18 protein-coding genes are annotated in these 22,243 nt (G+C 40.4%); all 18 read right to left on the reverse strand.

All coding sequences use genetic code 11. The annotated features are described in order from the left end of the window. Positions 1–120: 120 nt before the first annotated feature. The 18 genes from ACRD6K_RS06740 to ACRD6K_RS06825 all read right to left on the reverse strand — a co-directional run bounded on the left by ACRD6K_RS06740 (position 121) and on the right by ACRD6K_RS06825 (position 22,038). Entirely contained in the window at positions 121–621 is a 501-nt protein-coding gene (locus ACRD6K_RS06740) for a PIN domain-containing protein (protein ID WP_430972627.1), read from the reverse strand. Then, a complete protein-coding gene (locus ACRD6K_RS06745) occupies positions 621–1,670 on the reverse strand; it encodes a helix-turn-helix domain-containing protein (RefSeq protein WP_430972628.1) in 1,050 nt (349 codons plus the stop codon). Before ACRD6K_RS06745 ends, ACRD6K_RS06740 begins: the two co-directional genes overlap by 1 nt. Before the next feature lie 156 nt (positions 1,671–1,826). Beyond that, on the reverse strand, positions 1,827–2,555 hold the full coding sequence (locus ACRD6K_RS06750) for a hypothetical protein (protein ID WP_430972629.1): 729 nt from the start codon (positions 2,553–2,555) through the stop codon (positions 1,827–1,829). A 105-nt stretch (positions 2,556–2,660) separates the two neighbouring features. Beyond that, entirely contained in the window at positions 2,661–3,635 is a 975-nt protein-coding gene (locus ACRD6K_RS06755) for a hypothetical protein (RefSeq protein WP_430972630.1), read from the reverse strand. Between the two features lie 66 nt (positions 3,636–3,701). After that, entirely contained in the window at positions 3,702–4,151 is a 450-nt protein-coding gene (locus ACRD6K_RS06760; RefSeq protein WP_430972631.1) for a hypothetical protein, read from the reverse strand. 26 nt (positions 4,152–4,177) lie between these two features. After that, positions 4,178–5,614: a restriction endonuclease subunit S gene (locus ACRD6K_RS06765; protein ID WP_430972632.1), complete on the reverse strand. Its 1,437-nt coding sequence runs from the start codon at positions 5,612–5,614 to the stop codon at positions 4,178–4,180. Then, entirely contained in the window at positions 5,614–7,074 is a 1,461-nt protein-coding gene (locus tag ACRD6K_RS06770) for a class I SAM-dependent DNA methyltransferase (protein WP_430972633.1), read from the reverse strand. Before ACRD6K_RS06770 ends, ACRD6K_RS06765 begins: the two co-directional genes overlap by 1 nt. 4 nt (positions 7,075–7,078) lie before the next feature. Next, complete coding sequence (locus ACRD6K_RS06775; RefSeq protein WP_430972634.1) at positions 7,079–8,221, reverse strand: Fic family protein; 1,143 nt, start codon at positions 8,219–8,221, stop codon at positions 7,079–7,081. A 188-nt stretch (positions 8,222–8,409) separates the two neighbouring features. Next, positions 8,410–9,516, reverse strand: a complete 1,107-nt coding sequence (locus ACRD6K_RS06780) for a PD-(D/E)XK nuclease family protein (protein WP_430972635.1) — start codon at positions 9,514–9,516, stop codon at positions 8,410–8,412. A gap of 38 nt (positions 9,517–9,554) precedes the next feature. Next, positions 9,555–10,466 (reverse strand): PGN_0703 family putative restriction endonuclease, encoded by a 912-nt coding sequence (locus tag ACRD6K_RS06785; protein WP_430972636.1) that lies wholly within the window; start codon positions 10,464–10,466, stop codon positions 9,555–9,557. A gap of 17 nt (positions 10,467–10,483) precedes the next feature. Next, positions 10,484–11,404: a hypothetical protein gene (locus tag ACRD6K_RS06790; protein ID WP_430972637.1), complete on the reverse strand. Its 921-nt coding sequence runs from the start codon at positions 11,402–11,404 to the stop codon at positions 10,484–10,486. Between the two features lie 10 nt (positions 11,405–11,414). Then, a complete protein-coding gene (gene hsdR / locus ACRD6K_RS06795) occupies positions 11,415–14,660 on the reverse strand; it encodes a type I restriction-modification system endonuclease (RefSeq protein ID WP_430972638.1) in 3,246 nt (1,081 codons plus the stop codon). Between the two features lie 360 nt (positions 14,661–15,020). Then, the gene (locus ACRD6K_RS06800; protein WP_430972639.1) at positions 15,021–15,950 is read right to left on the reverse strand and encodes a phage/plasmid replication domain-containing protein; all 930 of its coding nucleotides are present in this window, start codon (positions 15,948–15,950) and stop codon (positions 15,021–15,023) included. A 75-nt stretch (positions 15,951–16,025) separates the two neighbouring features. Beyond that, entirely contained in the window at positions 16,026–16,505 is a 480-nt protein-coding gene (locus tag ACRD6K_RS06805; RefSeq protein ID WP_430972640.1) for a hypothetical protein, read from the reverse strand. A 208-nt stretch (positions 16,506–16,713) separates the two neighbouring features. Then, positions 16,714–17,037 (reverse strand): helix-turn-helix domain-containing protein, encoded by a 324-nt coding sequence (locus ACRD6K_RS06810; protein WP_430972641.1) that lies wholly within the window; start codon positions 17,035–17,037, stop codon positions 16,714–16,716. A gap of 190 nt (positions 17,038–17,227) precedes the next feature. Continuing rightward, positions 17,228–18,112 (reverse strand): hypothetical protein, encoded by an 885-nt coding sequence (locus tag ACRD6K_RS06815; protein ID WP_430972642.1) that lies wholly within the window; start codon positions 18,110–18,112, stop codon positions 17,228–17,230. A 23-nt stretch (positions 18,113–18,135) separates the two neighbouring features. Beyond that, a complete protein-coding gene (locus ACRD6K_RS06820) occupies positions 18,136–19,290 on the reverse strand; it encodes a tyrosine-type recombinase/integrase (RefSeq protein ID WP_430972643.1) in 1,155 nt (384 codons plus the stop codon). Between the two features lie 345 nt (positions 19,291–19,635). After that, positions 19,636–22,038, reverse strand: a complete 2,403-nt coding sequence (locus ACRD6K_RS06825) for a GH92 family glycosyl hydrolase (RefSeq protein ID WP_430972644.1) — start codon at positions 22,036–22,038, stop codon at positions 19,636–19,638. Positions 22,039–22,243: the final 205 nt, after the last annotated feature.

The raw sequence follows: 22,243 nt of genomic DNA on the forward strand, positions 1-22,243 counted from the left end.
GACGGTTAGTAAATTGCAAATTTCTATCCATCCAAATTACATAATATAACCGAAATAGTCAACTACTCCTTGACAGACATGTCGCTAGAAATAGCTATCAAAGAAACTAACGGCTTAAAATTAATCTCCCCACTGATCAAACCGCTCTTCACAAGCATCTTTGGGCAATCGGCTTCCTATTTCCAGCAAAAACTTCAACTTGATTGTAGCCTGCCCCGGTGCTAATAATTTCAAACGAACCAATTCATCAAAAATGAACAAAACACCTTTGACAGAAACCTGATCTTTCGATGCGGTTTTTCGTAGCAAATTGTCTCCAGTAACAAGTGTATAACGATTTTTCTTTGAATAGTGCCAAACGGAACAGTCCGGGATCGAGAGCTTTCTGACGGATTCTTGTAGAGTATTAATCTCTTCCAGCTCTTGAAATGTAGCATTAGCCACATAGAGCCGACTATCTCCGATCAAATTATCAATAATCTCGACCTGATCTGGTTCCTCAATCTCATTAATCACAAAGTCAGTCGTGTGAACCTCCAATGGCATCTGAAAAAACAGGTCGATTAATTCGGCATGAATCAAATCAAGGAAGATATTGGTATCGCTGACGACAATCTGCATTAAACAAAATTGAGTGAAGTTTTTAATGTGTTAACAGATTGTTCCGAGAGAACAGAGGCTTTACTAAAAGATATTAACTCCTGAGCAAGCCCTTTATACAACAATTGATTGAACCGGAAAGAGGCTTCATCGGACCGATAGCGAGATTCATCTACCAAGTCTTTAAAAGGCTGTTTGGTATTGTACTCAAAATAAAATTGTGACAGTTTCGACTGTGAAATAATGTTTAGATCCCGTGCACGATACATACTTGCTTGAATGCTAATCCCCCATTCTTTTTGGATTTCCGCCAATTCCTGGGCGTAAATCTTCTTTCTCGAAATACCCAACTCCGATATCATTTTGCTTTTGGGAACTAATATCGCACCTGCAAAGCGATTACAGGCCGATTCAATCTCCTTTTGAGTGAAATGACCTGCAAATGACAGTAACAAATGTCCTAACTCATGCAATAAAGTGAAGCGCTTTCGCTCAACTGGGAAGTTCTGGTTGACCACAATAACCGGGATCTTTTTATTCACGAAAGTAGAAAGACCATCAAATTCCATCGGTTCATCAACCTCTACAACTTTAATGAAATTATCTTCCAACATCTCAACAATCGAGGTAATCGGATTAAGTCCTAAATTCCATTTTTCACGCACTTGGGCTGCCGACCATTCTACTTCCTCAATTCTATGAATTGAGGCATTGGCAATAGGATTGACAAACTCATTGTTGATCATGAGTATTTCTTCCAATTCCAGGTACTTTTCCAAGCGATCGATCACCCGATATTTTATGGATTCAACCGATTTTATACCCAACTTTGCTTTTTTCCGGAAAGCTACCTCTTGAAGTTCAACTGATGACTTTCGGAAAAAATAATCTACTTTTAATTTTAGAGCCTTAGCTAATTTTAACAGATTGGCACTGTCTGGTTTCATGATTCCTTTCTCGTATCGGGAAATAGCATTTTTGCTAAGCCCTGACAAAGAAGCCAACTCATCCATACTTAGCCCAGCCATTTTCCGGGCAGAGTAGATCCGTTGTGCAAAAGTGTTATTCATGATAATTGGATTGTTTGTTGACAAATTAAGGTATTTTACTGCCTTTTGTCAACATTAGACGTGCTGTTTGAAAGCATAATTAACAAATATTTATCCTATAATATCTCCAAACAACTGTCTATTATTACTTTAGCTTTGAGGTAGATACTTCCCTCATCATTTATTCCAGATACTCCTACCATGCCCAATTGAATGTTTTGAGGTTAACCCGAGGCGTTTATCCTCTGTGAAAGCACATTTCTTGCAATAAGTCTTAACACCTTTTAGAGAAACATATCTCATATGAGCACGGTGAAGTACATTAATTGCCTCGATGTCAATATTGTTTTTGTTCTTCTCCAAATATTGCCCAACAAAAACATATTCGCCACTGGCATTTGCCTTTTCCTGATAAATTTCAGGATTCCTGTTAATATCAACGTATCCGTTGTTTGTTAGAATTGCCTCAATAATGTTTGGTTTATCAAACTCGTGATTACATTTAAGGCACTTAAAGGTTGGTTTCTTTGTCTTTCTCCTGGACAATGTACAAGAACTGCAATTGGGACATTGCTCTACCTTTGTCCCGCGTCCTTTATTAGTCGAAGGACGTGAGGACGATTTTTTTTCTTTTTTAAAAGATGCTTTTGCCTTTTCTATATATTTGGCCGTTATTTCCCTTCTAATTGCGCTGTATTGTGGTTTCCAGCCATGTTGGATTAAAAGGTTTTCTGTTGAACCACATTTGTCGCATTCATTCTTGATAATTTTTTTTCTCTTCTCTTTCCATTCTTTTGTATCCCAAGGGCGAGGGAATTTCTTAATTTCTTCCCAATACTTCAATACTGTGATAGAACCTTGGTTGAGCTGATCTAATAATTCTTGTCTGTGGATGGTTAGTTGCATGTCGGTTAAAACAATTTTCTGAATGAATAGCTATAAGAAAAATCACAAAACTTGTGGCAGGTTATGATAACGGTCATTAACTCCCATTGCTGTTGGTATTTAATTTTACATCGCTTCATGCATCAAAAAAGTGTATTTATCAACCTGTTCTAGCCTGATTCTGATTTGACTCAAGGCAAAGTTCCGATTCTGAACGTCTGGATAAGTATATGATGCCTGTAATCCATTTTTAGCAATAAACTCTAAAACCTGCGCCTTTTGTTCAACATATGCTACGTTCGGAGTTAAAGCCAGAACTACTGTTCCAAGCTTTTCATCATAATGCTTCCGCATTTTATCTGTAAACATGTTACCTAATAAAACTTCCTCAATAGCTTCCTTGGGATACGGAAACTTCCGATTATTTTTAAACTCCTCGTCTTCCATATGTCCAGGTGTCGACATATCTTTTCCAAGTCCGACTAATCTCCATTCCTCTTCTTTTTCCCAGTTCTTCGATTTGATGTTTGTCAAATACAAAAAGGTAATTGCAGGTGCTTTTAATGATAATGGCTCCCATTCTTCCTGATAATTTATCGGGAAAGGACCGAGCAGCTTGTCATGAAGATGTTTCAACTTTAACTTCAAGGCAAAACCATGGTTTGAAGAAGCATAGTGTGCCCACATAATTGGATTTGCAATGTTTTCTGTTAATGAGACAATACCAAATCCAGAGTAAAGAGAAATTGGGAAAAACTTTCTAAAATTTGCTTTGAACCAATTATAGTGCTCTTCGGATTCAATTTCTTCATGATATATTTGGTAGTAATATCTAACAAACCGATCCTCCACAGTGTCTAAATCAATCAACCCGTCAAAGCAATCGAACTTGTCATTTAGCTCCCATGGATGTGCTGCATACAAATATCCATTTTGTAGTGCATCCAAATTGTAGTCACTTAAACTGTAAAATTTGTAAAGCGCTTTTGGCCTAGGCCTTTCATAAGGAGGAATTACCTGTAACCCGGCTTTCAGATTGGTGGATGTGTCCTGAACATACCTCCATCCCATAAATTCATGTGCAATTTCATATTCTGGCATATGCTTGAATTTTATTACTATTCTGACTCTTGAATCCTAAGCGCTATTCAACATACCAAATAATCACTATTTAATCGCTTCTTCATTTACCCACTTCACAAAATCTCCATAAAACTGACTGTCAAGCTTAATAAGATGCCATCCATCTTTAAAAGCCTTCTTGGAGAAGGCATATTTGATCCCACTTTCCCATTCAACCCAAACCTTTTTATCAAGGTCCCCGGTCTTACTTAGGTAGTACTCCTCACTGCACAAGTCAAAATAGGCTCTCATATACCGCAGAGTTTTCTTTCTTGACTCAGTTGATAAGCTAACAAAGCTAAAATCAGGCTCATTGATATTCTCCGGAAAGTTTAGCATGATCTCCTGGTACCTTTTGGTGTATTCAGAAAAGAAATTTAGCTTCATTTGCTTACGAGTCAGATTTGACTGCCAGATTATTGCGCCCAAAGCAACCAGAACTCCAATACCGGTTATAATCACAGACCAAAATTGAATACATTCTGACGTACTCATCTCTATTCGGTTTAGTTATTTAAAAATTACTTCTTCCCATACCTCCCCTTCGGTTCAGCAACCATTCTACCATCCTCATCACCTTTAATCTTTCTCGTTTTACCACGCTTGGGCTTGGCAGTTTTACTCAACTCAGCCTTAGCCTTCTCAATCTCCGCCAACAACTCCCGGGCATCGCCATCAGTTGGTAATTGCTCCACCAACTCGCCTTTAAAGGCTTTTGCTAAAATGGACTGGGGCAGGTTATCTATTTTTTCTTTTAGGTTTTGGTATTGCTGTTCTATTTTATCTGCTTTGGCAAAAAGGCTTTCTATACGGTCAACGATTTCTTGTTGTTCTTCAATATTAGGCAATCTGCAATTAAACGATAGAATCTGTTTGGAGCTAATGTGAGGAATCTGTGTACCTGTCTGTTCTCCAAAGAGATGTTTAATGTATGAATCAGAGGAAATCAGAAAATACAAATAACCAGATGATAATTTTTCAGATGGCCTAAATCTGGCGACTCGTTGCACTAACACACAAGGAAGATCTTCTTTCTTTGCTTTTGCTAATTTCAATCCTGTAGAAATAATTGGTCTATCCATTGCGAGTATTACGTCTCCTTTCTCAATGAATAGGTGATTATATTTCTGTAATTTTTCTTTAGGAAAGTACACTGTATTGTTCCATCTTAATGATCCTGGTTCGATATTTTCTCCTCTTAGAAGTCTAATTCCAGCATCTTCAAATTCTGCACTTTTGAAAGCCGGACCTACATCTATTTCCGTGAAATCCTTAAGAATAATATCATTCCATTCCTCTAACTTTCTCCCAACCCGCCATTCTTCAGTTAACTTACCCGTTACAGCCTGGTTAAGCACCGCCTGCCGGAAGTTTTTAAGCAATGCAGGGACGTTGTCTAAACGGCTTTTTATTTGCTCCAAATGACCAAATAGTACATCGAGCTTTTCTACAATGCGGTTTTGCTCGGGGAGTGGGGGGAGTGGAAAAAGAAGCTGTTCAAGATGCTCTCTTTTTATATTATTAATATTGATTCCTCCTGCCAAATTTCTAATTTCATTTCTATAAAAATCTGTCAGAAAATAATAATCGAAGTAACGAGGTGCAATCAATTTTGATGGGCGAAGAAGTGTTAAAAATGCACCAAAACTTATTTCACTTTCATCTTTGTCACAAATTGCAGCTTTACCTATCAATTTCTTACTGCCGGTTGATCCGACAATAATCACATCTCCTTTCTTTATCTTTTGAATATCTTTTACAATACTGTTGTTAACATAGACACTATCACTTTTCAAATTAATTTTACCATCTTGGATATTTCCACCGCGAAGTATTAGAACGGAGTTTTCAAAATGAATTGTTGAGGCATCAGTTTTTTTGTAGGTTACACCTCTAATAATTACAGATACATCACCTGTCTGAATTTCTACCCAAGTATTTGGTAAATCTTTCCCCATTATCCAATCTCCTTAATTATAGCTTCCAATTCATTCATAATTCCTTTTAACTCATCCATAGCCTGGTTGGCAATGTCTATTGGTTCGCCCTGGTTATTGCCGTTGCTTACACTTTCGTCGGCAATTAAACCTAAATCCAGTGAATCATTCTTTTTAGCTATTGCCTCTCGGGTTATACATTGCCATCGTTCGTTTTTAATGGCCTCACGTTTTTTCTGGTCTATTTCTCCATTGTAAGTAGTTGGTAATTCTTCTTCAGATATACCTCCGGTATAGGCTTTAATAAAGTCGTTAAACGCTGCCCTGGTAAACGGTGTGCGCTTTCCATAACTGGGCACATTAGTACGCATATCGTAGTACCACACCTTATCGGTATTCCCGGTTTCGGTGGTGGCACGTTCAAAAAACAGTACGTTGGTTTTTACCCCCTGGGCATAAAATATTCCGGTGGGTAAACGCAGTATAGTGTGCAAGTTGCATTTGTCCATCAGGTCGCGGCGTATTTTGGCACCATCACCATCTTCAAACAACACATTATCGGGTAACACAACGGCAGCCCTTGCACCGCCTTTATTGTGCAGCGAGCGGTAAATGTGTTGTAAAAAGTTCAGCTGTTTATTGCTGGTAGGGAAAGTAAAATCGTCGCGGCTGGGGCGTTCTCCGCCTTTTTTAGTACCAAATGGAGGATTGGCCAATACACCATCAAATCCTTTTAGGTTTTTCCCAAACTCGGTTAAGGTATCGTTTAAATAAATTGTACTGTCTAAACCGTGTAATTTGGCGTTCATTAAGGCCAGGCGGTGGGCATCCTGCACCAGTTCAACACCACTAAGGGCATCGGTTTCCTGGAAGGTTCTTACTTTATCGCTTACACTGTATTTGTAATCGTAGCGGTGCAAGAGGTACTGGTTAATGGATATGGGAAAACCAAAAGTACCACAGGCCGGGTCGTTCCACTTTTCCTTCAATTTTGGCGCCATTAGTTCCACCATTACATTAATCAGTGGTCGCGGAGTAAAATATTGTCCGGCCCCACTTTTCTTTTCGCTGGCGTTACGTTCCAACAGGTCTTCGTAAATGTCGCCCATTACATCGCGGTCGTGTTCTTCGTACCAGTCGAGGCCGTCAATAGCGGTTACCAGAGTCCGGAGGTTTACCGGCTTTCTTAAAGTAGTAGAGGCATTGGTAAAAATCTCTTTAATGTTGGCATTGTCGGTTTTGGTGCTTACGGTAGCCAGTAACTCACGGTAGGTATCAAACAGCTCCTTATTGTCTTTGATGCTCGTGAGGGCATTCCAACGGTACTCCTCGGGCAATTCTTCCTCAAAGCCTTTTATCTCACTTAGCTTAATGAAGAGGATAAAGGTTAACTCGTTTAAATATTGGTGGTAGGTAACGCCATCGTCGCGAAGTACGTTACAAAGGTTCCATAGTTTTTGGGCTATTTGTTCTGCGCTCATATTTCTAGTCTGCTTTAAAAGCGTTTAAATATTGTTCAAAAATAAAAATCCGGTTCCGGCTTTGCCCGGTTATCTCTACCAGGTAATTCTTTTGTTGCATCGCAGCCACTAAATCGTTTGCTGCCTTGTAGCTCAACCCACAAGTTTTTGATGCCTTTTCGATTGTCGTATATGGGTTTTCCAACAAGGAGTTTAACAGGATTAAGGCAGAATTGCTCCTCCGGCCAAATTCAGCGGTTATCTCCTGTTCAATCTTTGCTTTCAATTCCAATACATTCGATAAGGTGTTCACCGCCTGAGCCGCTGTCTGCTCCACACCGGCAAGGAAATACTTGATCCATTGCAGCATATCGCTTTTAGTTCGTACCTGGCTCAGGTTATCGTAGTACAACCCTTTGTTCTTCTCAAACCAGGCTGAAAGATATAGTAATGGCTTGTCAAGGATACCCTCACTAACCAGAAAAAGCGTGATTAACAATCGTCCAATACGGCCATTACCATCCAGAAACGGGTGGACGGTTTCAAATTGGTAATGAGCAATCGCGATTCGGACTAAAGCCGGAACATTAATTTCATCGTTATTCAGAAATTTCTCAAGATCTCCCATCAGATCGTTAACAAGCGTGTGGCTTGGCGGAATAAATACCGCGTCGGCGAGTGAGTTCCCCCCAATCCAGTTTTGACTTGTGCGGTATTCACCCGGGAGCTTATGCTCTCCCCTTACACTTTGCAACAAGGTATTGTGGGTTTGCCGGAGTAACCTGGAAGAAATCGGTAATTTCTTTAGTTCAAGAATCGCTTCATTCAGCGCCTGAACATAGTTGCTCACTTCTTGCCAGTCGTTTCGTCGTTCAGGTTTCACCTCTTCCATAGGAAGAATCGCTTCATCCATATTGGTTTGGGTACCTTCAATACGGCTTGAGACTACAGCTTCCTTCGTCACGTGAAGCTGAATAAAGAGATCAATATTCGGAACCAATCTGGCAAAGGAATTTAACTCGCCCAGCTTAACAGCTGCCTTTTCCAGCAATTTATTTATTGCCGAGGTTCTCCAAACCCATTCCTCATTAATAGGTGTAGGTACAAAATACTTGTAACCATAGGCTTTTTCGTAGTGCCCCGATTGGTATTTTTCTAGTTCAATCATAGTGGGTATAAAGGTAAAATAAAAAAGATGTTATTTTACTTTCTGGCATGAAAGTAAAATATAGAATTCTTTGTTTTACTTTTGTCACATTCAGAAAAAGATCTAAATGCTTTTGCTATTCTTCTCAGACTATCAGCAATCAGCCTGTATTTTAACCTGATTGCCTGTCAGTTGTTATCGTTATCGAACTAGTTTGACACAACATTTAGTTCCTCCGTCTGTGTTAGATCACAAACCAATTGGTAATATTTTTTCAGCTTCGACACAATCTCCGCGGTATTGCTTCCGTCAATAGGAGGCATATGCAGATAAACCCGGTTTTTGACGCTTTTCTCGTCCAAATGACAGTCAGGGTATTTTTCCAAAAGTCGGTTCTTGAAAGGAGCGAAAGCTAATGAGGTCCATGCAGTAATGAAAATCCGGAACGAATGACAGGGGTCAGTTTTGCTGGCCTCAAAATTAGATTCTATCCCAAATCTCAAGTCTTTTCCATGAAACTTATTAATGCCTAAGTCCCAGCCCTGATAGACCCACCATTCTCCTTCGGTTTCTTTTTCCAGTGTCTCCAAGACCTCAGCTATTCGGGGTTTCTGGCTGTTCAATATTTCTTGTTTGTGCTGATTATAGGCTTGCATCAACTGCTTAATTTTTGATTCATTCTCAAAGATAAATTCAGTTAATTCGAGGTTGGCATAGGTGTTTTTCATGTTCTCAATGGTTTCAATAAAATCATACAAATAGGTGAGGTATTTCTGACTGCAGGTTGAGATGTATGTATCAATTTGAACTCTTACAGCATTGAAAAGTTGACTGTAAGTAATTGATCTAAATCCATTTTTTTGAATTAATTCCAACTCTTGCACTTTAGTGAATTCGTCTACCGACAATACAAGCTTGAAGACCTTTTCTGAAGGATATGCTTCCAGCCTTTTTTTGTATGTTTCCAATGGATTATAGAGGTTCGCTGTGATTTTATTCTCGATGCCAACCACAAAGTCAGGACAAGCTAGTACTAAATCAATGCGCTTCCCCTCGGCATTGTCTTCTGTTATTATTTCAAGCTGTTCCGGATCAAAACGGATATTTGCTTCTAGTATATCGAGCAAGGAACGGATAAACAAGTCACCAAGTCCATGCTCCTTAGTCGGATCGAAGTAAAAGGCCAGCAGCCGACTGCAAATTTCTTCAAAACGACGTTTGGGGTACTGACACAATTCCAGATAGGTGCTGTCCTTAAAACTGATCGGGATCTTTTTAAAGTTCTCTAATAATTGGGTTGTTGATTCTAAATTCATCTATGGTTCTTTCTAGTTCAATAGGTATCAGGGCAGAGTTATTTTAGGTTATCGCTTAGTTGAGTAGCACAATAACGGACCCAGAGCAGCATCGTCCATTCGCGGGTTTCCCAATCCAAATTTAGCTGTTGAAGTGTTGTCAACAGACTATTAAAGCTGATGACATGAAAACGTTCATCTCCTTTTTTTAGCATTCTCTGGAAGGCTATTCCTTTACTTAAAGCATTGCTGTCTCCCTCGTAGCAGAATAAGCCACTGTATGCCACATCGTAGCTCTTGTTCAGAATAGCCGATTCTACAATCAGCTGGTTTCTGAAGAGTTGGTTGTACTCAGTTCGGGTCAGCTCATCATAGCTTGCAATGAAAGCATCCGACTCTCGATACAGCTTCTCATAGCTTTCCTTTCGGTGTTCTTTGGGTGAGAAAGGTTCGGTGTACTTGCATTCCAACCCGATTAATCCACGTTTACCATCAACTGCTGTAAACTCAATTGCGATATCGTGTGCTGAATTATCGCCATTCTGAGCTGCGTTTGGGGCAAACTCGAACTGAATGTCTGTTACTTTGGCAATTGCCGGATAGTACAACTTGAATACGGAAGTCGCCAACGGCAGATTATACTTTAAACGACCAAAGAAATTGAAACAAAGCGGCTGACTGGAAAGCAGGTTGTTGAATAATCGGCCCTCTGAAATCATCCCTTTGGAACCAGATCCACGATCTTCCAGGGCTTCTCTCACCGCTCGTTTGGCATAGTCATCCAAAAAGTTGGAAAAGCCTTCGTCCCCATTGAGTATACTGCTACCAATCACTTGATCCTTTTTCATCGGGTGCTGGCCTTGATCTTCACAAAGAACAAAAGCGCGCCACCAACTTTGGTGCAGGCGCATACGACTAACTAATTTATTGTCTGATGGGCTTTGGTCTCCTAGTAGTTTTTTGTATTCCATTTTAGCGGATTAAACATTTAATCTACGCGAAATCCATATTTCAAAAGCATTTTTGGCAGGTAATCGTCAAGGCTTTCAATATGGGCGTTCTCCAATTCAAGAAGGTTAAGCTGATTGTCTCGATAGATTCTTTTCTTCTTCTCTTTTCTGGCCTGGTATTTTTCATCGTTCTCCATTCCCCAGTATTCAATATAAACTGCTTTACCACTATTCTGAGAGGGAATATAAAAATCGCAATAAACCTCATCTTCGATAGGAAGCCGGCGTTCATAAGCATGAGCAAGTCCGTATTCATATAAGGAATTGTCTATCAGTATTTCACCACGAGAACGAACCATATGTCCGTCTTTAGTCCGGAGTCCTGCCGGAAATTTTTCTCTGAAGTTTTTTGAATTTTTCAGATCTCCAATAACTTCTAAGTTGTCAGTTGTTTCTGGTTGAATGGTTTCAGCACCATTCTCTCCGGTACTAATAGAACTAATTAAGGTCTTGTTGTTTAACAATTCGGGAGGCCATAAAACAAAGATGGCTCCGGATGTATGCTCAAATTCAACACCTCCCACTTTTTTCCCCAGGGTGGTCAACGACCAGCCTTTGATTGCTTTTTCAATCCAGCCAATTTCTGATAAAATAAGATTTACCTTTTGGGATGACAAGCTGAAATCCTGGCCAATGGCTGTCGCATTTATCAGTTGTTTTTTATTGGCAGGTTCAATTGTATTCGGATCAAAATCAGAAGGCCAGACTACATACTCTCCAAACTTTGGATGGGTGGCCATTTCCCCACCGCAATCCAGTCCTTTTTTTGTGAGGTGCCACTGATCATCTTTTCTATAGATTAGCTTTAACTCACACATAAGGTCAAATAACTCATTGCCTTTTAAGTTTAGCTCACGGGATAAGGCGGTCGTACTGATTTTGTTTGTTGATTTAATCATAGAGTCACGTTTATGCTATTTCCTCATAAAGATTCTCATTCATCGTGTTGATTAAAGCGTCTAGCTCATTATTGAAAATTTTATTAAGCCGTTTGTAGCCACCATCGCCATCGAAAGGTGCCAGGTCGAGATCTGTCTTTTGCAGCACATTTTCCTGCAAGAGCTGCTTCTCAAAGCGGTCAATCCATCGAAGCTGAATTTTATTCCAGTGATTCATTGAACGGATCTTGGCAACGGCCTTTTTTATTCGGTCCTCGTGGCTTACTAAAGCATCGCCCAGCGCCAAAGTCCGGATATAAGAAATGATATCGGCGGCAATATCTTCATTCTTCGCTTGCTTCCAGGCGTGGTTCAGGTACCTCGTATTAAATCCTTTGCGGTCGAGTTCAAGCAGCAATTCCTTCAGCGATTTACGGTCGAGCTCTTGAGGACGGGAACAGATGATCTTCAGCGCGTCGACTTTATTGAGATTCTCACGGATGTATTGCTCAAAGCTTAGCAAATAGTCTTCAGGCTTTTGGCCCTGCCCGTAACCGCGTTCAATCCCCCGCTCTTCGTCATCATGATCGGAAACCAACTGAACCCCGGGGCTCGGTTTAAGCTCATCCAGGTACTTCCAAACTCCGCGCAATCCTTTTAAATCATCAAACTCATGACTCTCGCGAATCTCTTGAAGCTTGTTGGCAAATTGTTCTGGATCCTGTCCTCCGGTTAGATAAGTGAACTGATCCAGTTTATCTTCCGTGATCTGTTTTCGCTTACGCTGGTATTTGGCAATTAACTGTTCCACTTGTTGCAGAGCCCGGTCGTTGCTTTCGATTGCATCGAGCTCATCGATCAACTTCGTGAACGTTATTGATGGAGAGGGAACAACGGGCTTCATCTGTGTGTAATCTTCCAAAGCTTCATACAAACGCACCGCGTCAAAAATCCGGAACACCTCTTTGCCAATTTCATTGCAAAGGCGTGTGGCACGTCCAAGCATCTGCTCATACAGAATTCTTGATTTCACCCGACGCATAAACACCAGGTTACAAATGGGCGGTACGTCAATACCTGTTGTCAACAAGTCAACCGTAACCGCTATTGACGGATATTTTTCATTCTTATAGCATTTCACCAACTGCTCCGGATCGTATGCTTTTCCGGTTATCTTTTCGATCGTGCTTTCATGAACGTCCAACCCAATCTTTTCATATTCCTCCTTCAGCAGTTTAACAATCGTATCGGCATGCTCATCGGTCGCGGCAAAAATTAAAGTTTTTTCATCGTTTTCGGGATCAATTTCCTGAACCAATTGGGAAAGAACAGCCCGATTAAAGTTCTCCGTTAAAACTTGCTTGTTAAACCCCTCTACATTGATGGCCAGTTCATCCTCCAACTCACTTAGTTCAGCGACGGCATTATTCTCCTTATCGTACACTTTGGGTTTTTCTCCTTTTCCCCATACAATACCTTCTTCACTAAGCTTGGTTTTAATGATAAATGGTGGTTCGTGATCAATGAGGTATCCATCAATCACCGCCTCGCGATACGAATAGGAGAATACCGGGTTACCAAAGATCTCGGTCGTATGGAGGGCAGGGGTAGCCGTTAATCCGATACCTGTTGCATCGAAGTAGTCTAACACCTTCCTGTACTTGCTTACATAGTCATTCTGATCCTTGAAGTTTAAATCCTCTTCTCCAAGCTCCCGATCCATTAGATAACCACGGTGTGCCTCGTCGACAATGACGCAGTCGTATGCATCGACAGGTAAAACGGTGTTCGGATCATCGCTGTAAAACAAGCGTTTCACCATGCTTTGAACGGTGGCAAAATGAAGTCGCGTGTCAAGCTCCGGGATGAGATCTTTGAGACCTTTCATTTCATAGATTTCACCAAAGGTATTGAGATCCTCAATCTTGTTATCCTTGAAGGCATCGAAGGCCTGAGTTGCCAACAAACGACGATCTACTAAAAATAGAATCCGTTTGAATCGATTGGATTGAATTAAACGATAGGCCAGACCGATGATCGTTCTCGTTTTACCCGTCCCGGTAGCCATGGCTAACAGGATACGGTTCACTTGTGGTTTGGAAAGCAGCGTCTCCTCAACTTTGCTGATTGCATTTATTTGGTAATCACGCAATCCTAAACCGCTTTTTGATTGTAAATAGTCAGGGGAGTTATCTTTTAACTTTTTGTCAGCCGCAGTAACATCTTGTTCATATAGCTTGACCAGCCCCTGAGGCGAATACCATCCTTTTAACGAGCGGCCGTGATTTCGGCTATCTCGAATGTCAACGAACCAAATGCCACTTTTTGTTTCGATTTGCTTCAAATAGGGACGTCCGTTTGTTGAGAATAGAAAAGGTACTTTGTATTTGGCCCAGCGACCAAGCAATGTCACCTGGTCCGATTCTTCAGCCAGCTCAGCGTATACTTTTGACTGATGCAGATTCGTTGAGATATCCTGAGCGTATTTTTTTGCTTCAACAATACCGTAGAGCCCAGTTCCAACAAATAGGGCGTAATCAGCCCATTTGCTGCCAACCTTCCACTCTGCAATGGCTAGATTTCTTCCTTTCACTGGCTTAGTGCCATTCAGCTTACAATTCAGGGTCGGTGTATCAACTTCCCAACCAGCTGCCCGTAATTGTTCATCAATTAAGATTCGGGTTTCAGCTTCCGACATTTCAATCTTCTGGCTAGCCTGAGCAGAACGTTTTTTGAACTGTAACGCTTTTTCCTGACTTAATTGACCAATCCGGCGTTCTCTTAGCAGCTCCTCCATCTTTTCTTCCAGCTGCTTATAGTCCATCTCTAACTTTTGGAAGTCTTTCTCCCAATCGACCTTTTCGGGTGGACTGAACTTAACACTGGACAAATTCGCATAGTTGTCAGCATATGACTCGGCAAACCACTTGCAGAGCTTGAAAAGGCTAAACAAGTGTCCTATTGCCGTCCCGCTTAAATCTGCTGTACTGTGGGTCGCGACGTTACCTGATTTACGGAGCTGATGAAGTAGACTGATGATCTTATCATCCAGAATACCTTCGTCTGATAGAACCTGGATTCTCCGGAATATGGAGTTGTCATATGGAAAATCAAGTTGGTGAGCCTCAAATAGAAGCTCTGTCATTCTTTCCACTAAGAGACGGACTTTCCCGAGGGCAGCACCTGGATCGTCGTAAATGTATTTCTCTGCTTGATACCCTAGATTAGCGAGTATCGGATACTCCCCTCGCAGGAAGTTGAAATTGCTTTTAGACATAAGTCCAAGGGTTGTTGATTGGCCTTGGCAAGTTACATAATCCTGAAAAGAAAAGGAAGATTATGAAAAAGAAAGATTGAAAGCGTCGTCAATTATTTTAGGGACTCTTAAGATATGGAAGAAGTAGAATCAGAAACTGCCATGATGGATATGCCATGTTGCATAGTGAGCTGCATAGTAGTATTTTATAGGTGATTCTTAGGGGATCCAGAGATGAATGGTATTGAAGTGTTCATGTTGAACAAACAAGAGCGTTAAAACAGCAGGCTAAACATTAAAGGCTGATTGTCCATTTCAAGTGTCATTCAATCGGAAGTTACCATATCTGCAATTGCAAGCTAAAGTACATTTGTGATCACATTACACTTGATATCTTGCTTCAGCTTTCACTTTCATATTTAGCTCACGGATTAATGGATTTTCTGCTACCGGATAATTTTCAGATGCCTTTTCACGGATAAACTTTCTTATTTCATAAGCTTCCTTTTTAGTGATTTCTTTGCCGAGCTGCCAGCTTGAAATTTCACTGAGGAATTGATCAATACCGATGCTATGTATTTGTTGTAGGGCCAGTGATTCAATGAGCCTGGTTTTGCTCCCTATTGGTTGGAGTTTTATTGGGCTCTCCATCTCCATAATGAGACTTTTAAATTCTTGTCTCCACATCAAACATAGCTTATTGAAAAATGATCGATCCATTAAATGCAGGACTTGTAATTCAGGAACATGGAATGTTTTTCCAAGTTTCCGGGTAAAACGCATTTCAAAGCGCATAATATTTTTACCCTTAAAGTATTCAGGTATTACTTCTCGTTTTCTCTTCATTTCTCTGATTTTGTCATAAAAAATCAAACCCTTTTCTTCAGAACCATAGATAACACCATTGTCTAATACAGATTTTATAAACCGGGATTTCTGTCCAAAAAAATTGAAATAGGCAGCCGGATCATGTTTGACTTTCATGTTCCCGGAAAAGTCTAAGCGTGAAACACGTGCCATTTCCAAGGGAAGTTCCAGACATTCTTTTAAAAGCTCCATGGCCTCAATATACTCCTTGAAACTCATAGCATCCAGGTTATTCCCTTTGTAAAATACATGGATACTGCCTTCAATCTTGATTTTACTTTTGGTGATCCTGATTTTTAGATTTCTAATTTTACCTCTGATGAATGGTATTCCATATTCAATGCCTTTCGATGTGATTACTAGTTCATGAGGGATCTGACTGAGGAAATTGATTGACAGATCATATTCATTGGTAAGTATCATGGTGAGACTATCGTAATTCATGGTTACAAGATTTGGGTACTCGTCCCGCTTAACAAGGAGATGAAAAAAATGAGGGGCTCAAACCCCTCATTTTATCTATGCAAAGTTCAGTTGAATACATGAAGAGTGGATCCTAAGAAATTCAAGTTCATGGTCTAATTCTCCATCAACTAGCTCGTACCAAAGGTTCTTCCGATTGTGTTTCTGACCTCTGCCAATAAACAGCTCGATATCAGTGATCCCGGATTCTCTGAAGTTCTCATTGAAAACGACTAAGCAAGCATCATTAGTCCCTTTGATGTCGCAATATCCATATGGGAGACTAGGTTCGGGAATGTAAACACTACTAATATTCTCAGAGCCTTTCGTGATGGCCATATCCGGGCTTTCTTCACCTTCCCACCTTTTGGGCCTTGGTACAAAATTAAAGGACCAGCCTCTAGGGTTTGGATTTCGTTTATTAATCAGCAGCAATTGAAACCGATCGTACTCCATCGTTGATTTGGAAATTTCAAAGCGATATTTGGCCTTGACCTCCTGGAGCTTTTCGGCCTTATAATAGTCAGATAGAATCATAATCCATCCTCCTCTTCATTAAGTTCTGACTCTAAAATGGTTCTGAAATCTCTCAGGTCGCTGAGGAAAATTTGCATTCCGACTTTTGTGCTTTCATCAAAGGAATCTGAGTTAGCCAAAAGAAAAGAGAACATGTAGATATACTCATTTGTACTTTCCACATCGTATTGATCACAAAGGAATTCAGTGGATTTATATTTTCTCAGTTTCATTTTGCAGCTCTCCTATTGTTAAGTGAAACATAGGTACTTGCCCTGGCTTGGATCTCATCAGCCGGGGATATGCGATTTTGAAGCAAGAACCGATTAATGCTTTCTAGTTCAAAATATATCATCTTTCCTCGGGGCTTATAAAATTCTAGGCTTCCAAGCATAGTCATTTTGTATAAGTGACTCTTACTTATACCCATGTAAGTGGCGGCCTCTTCAAATGTTAGAACATCTTTTTGTGAGAGGATCAGGTTTTCTATACTCTGTTGCCTCTCTTCGATTCGCTGTAAAAGTTCAGCGATTGAAATTTCTCGCTTGTCCATTTTATTTCATTTTATACTGTGAATAAAACGGGTTTAGGCGTGCACTCCATTTGCCCGGTTCTCTTGTCGATCGACGGTTCAAATGTAAGCAAGAGAAAAAACATAAAGCATTGACATACAAACAATAAAGCGACTACTCAGCAGGTCGCTAAGTGGTCGCTTTTAGTCGCCAATGCTGTAAATCAATGCTTTAGCAGTTCGCTGTTTTTTTGTGTATCTCAGCAATTAGGTCACTGTCAGAGCTTGGTACAGGTTTATTTTTTGCTAATGCATTGGGATTGCCTTTGTCATTAATGAAAACCAAGGGAACAAACCGCTCATAAACAGCAGACTTAATATCTAGGGGTTTTAGCGGCGTGAGCAATTCACGTAAAAGCTGTTTGTTTTTAAGCCATGTTATTTTAGATTTCAGATTATTATCATTCATTCCACCAAAGACCCAAATAAAATCGTCTTTGTCGGTATCTTTTGGTATAAATCCACCATCTACCAATAATTCAAATAATAAGCTTCTTTGAGTATTGTTAAGTCTTGTACGGAAAAAACTGAATACTTCACCTGTAAGATACTCAATATCAATGCCATTATCAACGACTAAGGTTCTTAAATTTATTGAAAACAATTGAAAAATTCTTTGCACCTCAATAATTAGAAAATAAATGTCAGAATGCAAAGCACTTATTTCTAAGTATTTATCATTACGCCTGTGAAGAAGAATTTCGTGGGTATAGACTTCTCCAGTTATTCCTTTTTGATCAGCTTCTTCCTTTGAAATAGTTCTATACGAAGTTGAATCACAGTCAACTAATTTAACCACTTCAATCACCTCTTTTTTATCAACATAGTCATACTCAAGTTGAATTTCAAGTGTCCGTAAGACTTCAAGAGCATAAATTTTTCTCGCATCTTCTGTCATTGTAGACAATCTGTAAAAAATATCTTCAGTATAATCTTGAATTTCAGGGAACCAAATATTGCCAACACAATTATAAGGATGCTCAGGTGACAAATGGTAGCTTTTCTCATCCATTATCACCTTAATCATTTCAAAGAAAAAAAGCCGTATATTTTTCATATATAGTTAAAGTAAAGTCAATTTCATAATTCATATTCTGGCAAAGCATTAACGGCTTTCTTTTTTAGATCATCAACCACGTGCATATACACCTCTGTTGTTCTGGTCGAAGTATGCCCCAAGATACTACTTACTGTTTTAATGTCCGGCTTTTCATCGCTGGTCAACAGGTTTACAGCTAAACTGTGACGGGCACAATGCCAGGTAATGTGTTTATTTATTCCAGCTTTCTTTACCAAATTGCTGATTGTCTTTGTCGCCCACTTTCTGCCTGGCAAATCAAAAACCACACTATCTTCAGTTTCAGGTTTGCCAATTAATTTCAAAGCTGTTTGGTTAAGGTCAATTATAACTGAGTTTCCTGTTTTTTGCTGGTCAATTTTGAGTTGGGCCGCTGAAAAGTCAATATCAGAATATCTCAAGGCTTTAACATCAACAAATCTAAGCCCTGTACATAAACAAAACAAAAAGGCTTTCTTGATCTCCGGCCTTGAACAGTTGGTTTTTGCTAACAGCTGTATTTCATTGTTTGTCAGTATCTGCTTTCTTAATCCAGATGGTTTTCTACAGGTTAGCTCCTTGTCTCCGGGCTCTTTCTTCTGTGCCGGACTTTTGGATATAATATTTCTAGCTACTGCATAGTTGAGGATTTTCTTAAACCTGCTATAATATGAATTTGCCCCCTCTCCTTTATGATTGTCTTGTAAAAAATCAATAAAATGGATAATCATAAGTCTATCAATCTGGCTTATTTTAAGGGTTTCAAGTTTAATCCCGGGATAATCTTCTTTTATAAATCTCCTGAAATCTTCAATAGCACCATTTATCATGGCCTTATCCTTTTTTGTATAGTTATCCAGATAGTTTTGGGCAAACTCAAAGAACAAAACTTTCTGCTTTGCGACAGGGATATAATCAAAAGCAAGGTTATTGAGTTCATTTTCCCGGTCAGTTCTGATCCGGTTCGCCAATTCATAATTTGCCCTGTTTTGCTCCTTGTCAATAGGATTCCTAGCTTTGGGGTTAATGTATAATTTCAGAAATTCATAAGAACGTTGTCCATCGCGGTAAATATCAAGATATAGACTGATGTTTCCAGAGATTAATATTTTTTCCCTAAGCACAACATTGTTCTTTTTTGTGCCTTTTTTGACCTTTTTTTGTGAAGTTGCACCCATTATCTTCCGTTGTTAAGTTGTTGCTTTCAAATATAATAACAAAAACGACACGAGTAACAAAAAGTAACAGAAAAAGAGTATGACAAAAGAAAGTAAACAAATCTCAAATACTCCAAGTGCCAAGATATCAGGCCTTTTATCTTTCTCTTATTTACTGTTTTTAGCATGACAATTACCTTGACAGGGTAGGGGTCACTGGTTCGAATCCAGTACAGCCCACAAAAAGACCAGTAAGTTTATCACTTGCTGGTCTTTTTTATTCCTTATTCAATAGCTGTGCAAGCAGAAACTCAAGCTATCAACACTTGGTCTTCCTTACCAAACCAAAAACAATAAAAGTTGCACTTACAGATTATCGTTTAATGAGGGAGGCACATCGCTAATGCCCGTTCCCCAACCTCGCTGAGGCTTTGGTCCCATCTGAAACTCAAGCACTCCTCCCTCCATAATCTCCGCATGTGAAATCCATGTGCGAGAAAATGGCTTCCCATTCAGCATTGCCGATTGAATATATTTATTCTGAGTCGAATTATTCACTGCTTTTACCGTGAAGGTTTTCCCGTTCTCTACCTTCAGCCGGACTTCTCCAAACAACGGACTTCCAATAACGTAAGTTGGCGACCCCGGAGTTACAGCATAAAAACCAAGCGAACTTAACACGTACCACGACGACAATGATCCCATGTCCTCATTTCCGCAAAGTCCTCCTGGGCCAGTGCGGTACAATTGCTCCACAACCTGCCGAACCCGTTTCTGCGTTTTCCAGGGCTGTCCTGCGTAATTATACAAGTAAGCAACATGATGGGATGGTTGGTTGCCATGCACATACTGCCCAATGGTACCCACCACTCCAACATATTTAGGTAAACTAATCAGCGGACTCATTTCAAAAAAGGTATCCAGCTTATCTACAAAATTTTCCTTCCCTCTAAAAAGTTGAATCAAGCCATTGACATCATGCTGTACCGACCAGAGATATTGCCAGGCATTTGATTCGGTGTAATACCGGTTAGGGCGTCGGCCAACCAGTAAGGGATCAAAGTAGGCATAATAGGAGTGGTCCCCTTCAGATACAACATGCTGGTCTCGACCATTTAGCGCTTCCAGCCAGGAACCGTCGCTTTTTCGTGGACGCATAAATTGTGTGCTTTCATCCCAAACGTTCTTGTAATTGGCTGCACTTTTCATGAAATCCTGATAATCATCCAGCTTTCCCAAATCTTTTGCCATTTGAGCAATGCACCAATCATCATAGGCAAACTCCAACGTTTTGGGTACAGACTCTTCAATTTTATCCACCGGGACATAGCCCAACTTCAATAAGTATTCGAGGCCAGATCGGGCGTCCTCGCGTAAGGCAAGTGGAGCTGGAAACTCACGGGCCTTCTTACGCATCGCATTGTAAATGAAATCCACATCATAATCCCGGTATCCTTTCCGGTAAGCATCAACAATAACCGGCACCAAATGGTCACCTACCATACCCTGTCCAAAAACATTTTGAAAATGCTGAGCCGGCAGCCATCCATAATCACGGATTTTTGCCTCAATGGATTTGATAAAATCATTGACATGGTCAGGTGCAATTAAGGTCAAAAGAGGGTGTTGCGAACGATACGTATCCCAGCAGGAAAATGAGCCATAAAAATCAAAACCTTTAGCCTCCTTTATCGCTCCGGAGGCCCCCATGTATTTACCGTCCGCGTCCTGCGAAATATACTGGGCAAGCAACGAACGATACATCGCCGTATAAAAGATGGTTTTCTGGTCATCTGTTGCTCCCTCAAGCTGAACACGCGACAGTTCACTGTTCCACACATCCTCTGCCTGTTGTTTTACAAGATCGAAATCCCAGTGGGGCAATTCTGCCTCCATATTTTTCCGGGCACCGTCAATACTCACATATGAAAGAGCAACTTTCACCAAAACTTGCTCCTGATCTTTGGTTTGAAATGTGACAAAAGCACCTATATCTACTCCCCGCTCCCCACTTTTATAGGGGAAATAACCAGCACCTGACTCAGGAGTCGAATAGCTTGCATCAAAAGTTCCATAATATTGAAATGGCTTACTAAATTCAGCAACAAAATAAACCTTACCAGCACCTGATCCTTTCACCCCTTCAATCCGCTGGTTATCGAGGATTCGAAGTTCAGAAACATCCGTTTCCTGATTCCCGCCAATTTGATGCCCCAAGTCAAGAATTACCCGTGCATCATCAGCTTTCGGAAAGCGGTATCGATGAAAACCCACCCGCCGGGTCGTGGTTAACTCGGCCTTTATTCCATAATCTTTTAACAAAACAGCATAATAGCCGGGGGAAGCCTTTTCATCCGAATGATCGAAGCGGGAACGATAGCCCGCGTCTGGCTCCTCTGCCGTTCCCGGAACCAGCTGAAGCTTATTCCCAACGGTAGGCATTAACAGAACATCGCCTCCATCAACCATGCCTACGCCACTCCAATGGGTATGGCTAAAACCAATAATTGAGTTGTCAGCGTAAACATATCCGCCACAATACGTCCACCCTTCGGTACCGGTATCCGGGCCAAGGTGAACCATGGCATAGGGTAGCGATGGCCCCGGAAAGGTGTGTCCAAAAAACTGTGTGCCTATAAAGGGATCAACGTATTTAATCAACTCGTCCTCCTTTGCCTGCCCAAAACAGGTAAAAACCGATACTCCCAGAAAGACAAGAAACAATTTTAAATTTAGCCGCATTTTTAGTGTCATAAGTTTATTCTTCATTTCAAATGTTCATCATTTTCAGAGAAATCAATCTTCCTAAAAATGCCCTCATTTATTGAGAAGTACCACCAAAATATCAATAAAAACAGATGATTTCTTAACCCAAATCGCAATTCCTTCAACAGTTCCAACCCGAACAAAGCAATAAACAACTAGTAACAAGCTCTTCTTCAGATTGATTTTGAAACTGTCTGCGGCTTATAAG

It is taken from the genome of Sunxiuqinia rutila, from assembly GCF_050589705.1.
Taxonomy (GTDB): domain Bacteria; phylum Bacteroidota; class Bacteroidia; order Bacteroidales; family Prolixibacteraceae; genus Sunxiuqinia; species Sunxiuqinia rutila.

Coding starts and splice junctions, on each gene's coding strand:
- ACRD6K_RS06765 (WP_430972632.1), bottom strand. CDS start 5,614: ATGGGGAAAGATTTACCAAATACTTGGGTAGAAATTCAGACAGGTGAT.
- ACRD6K_RS06780 (WP_430972635.1), bottom strand. CDS start 9,516: ATGAATTTAGAATCAACAACCCAATTATTAGAGAACTTTAAAAAGATC.
- ACRD6K_RS06760 (WP_430972631.1), bottom strand. CDS start 4,151: ATGAGTACGTCAGAATGTATTCAATTTTGGTCTGTGATTATAACCGGT.
- ACRD6K_RS06740 (WP_430972627.1), bottom strand. CDS start 621: ATGCAGATTGTCGTCAGCGATACCAATATCTTCCTTGATTTGATTCAT.
- ACRD6K_RS06775 (WP_430972634.1), bottom strand. CDS start 8,221: ATGATTGAACTAGAAAAATACCAATCGGGGCACTACGAAAAAGCCTAT.
- ACRD6K_RS06755 (WP_430972630.1), bottom strand. CDS start 3,635: ATGCCAGAATATGAAATTGCACATGAATTTATGGGATGGAGGTATGTT.
- ACRD6K_RS06790 (WP_430972637.1), bottom strand. CDS start 11,404: ATGATTAAATCAACAAACAAAATCAGTACGACCGCCTTATCCCGTGAG.
- ACRD6K_RS06750 (WP_430972629.1), bottom strand. CDS start 2,555: ATGCAACTAACCATCCACAGACAAGAATTATTAGATCAGCTCAACCAA.
- ACRD6K_RS06820 (WP_430972643.1), bottom strand. CDS start 19,290: ATGGGTGCAACTTCACAAAAAAAGGTCAAAAAAGGCACAAAAAAGAAC.
- hsdR (WP_430972638.1), bottom strand. CDS start 14,660: ATGTCTAAAAGCAATTTCAACTTCCTGCGAGGGGAGTATCCGATACTC.
- ACRD6K_RS06805 (WP_430972640.1), bottom strand. CDS start 16,505: ATGATTCTATCTGACTATTATAAGGCCGAAAAGCTCCAGGAGGTCAAG.
- ACRD6K_RS06745 (WP_430972628.1), bottom strand. CDS start 1,670: ATGAATAACACTTTTGCACAACGGATCTACTCTGCCCGGAAAATGGCT.
- ACRD6K_RS06785 (WP_430972636.1), bottom strand. CDS start 10,466: ATGGAATACAAAAAACTACTAGGAGACCAAAGCCCATCAGACAATAAA.
- ACRD6K_RS06825 (WP_430972644.1), bottom strand. CDS start 22,038: ATGAAGAATAAACTTATGACACTAAAAATGCGGCTAAATTTAAAATTG.
- ACRD6K_RS06810 (WP_430972641.1), bottom strand. CDS start 17,037: ATGGACAAGCGAGAAATTTCAATCGCTGAACTTTTACAGCGAATCGAA.
- ACRD6K_RS06815 (WP_430972642.1), bottom strand. CDS start 18,112: ATGAAAAATATACGGCTTTTTTTCTTTGAAATGATTAAGGTGATAATG.
- ACRD6K_RS06800 (WP_430972639.1), bottom strand. CDS start 15,950: ATGAATTACGATAGTCTCACCATGATACTTACCAATGAATATGATCTG.
- ACRD6K_RS06770 (WP_430972633.1), bottom strand. CDS start 7,074: ATGAGCGCAGAACAAATAGCCCAAAAACTATGGAACCTTTGTAACGTA.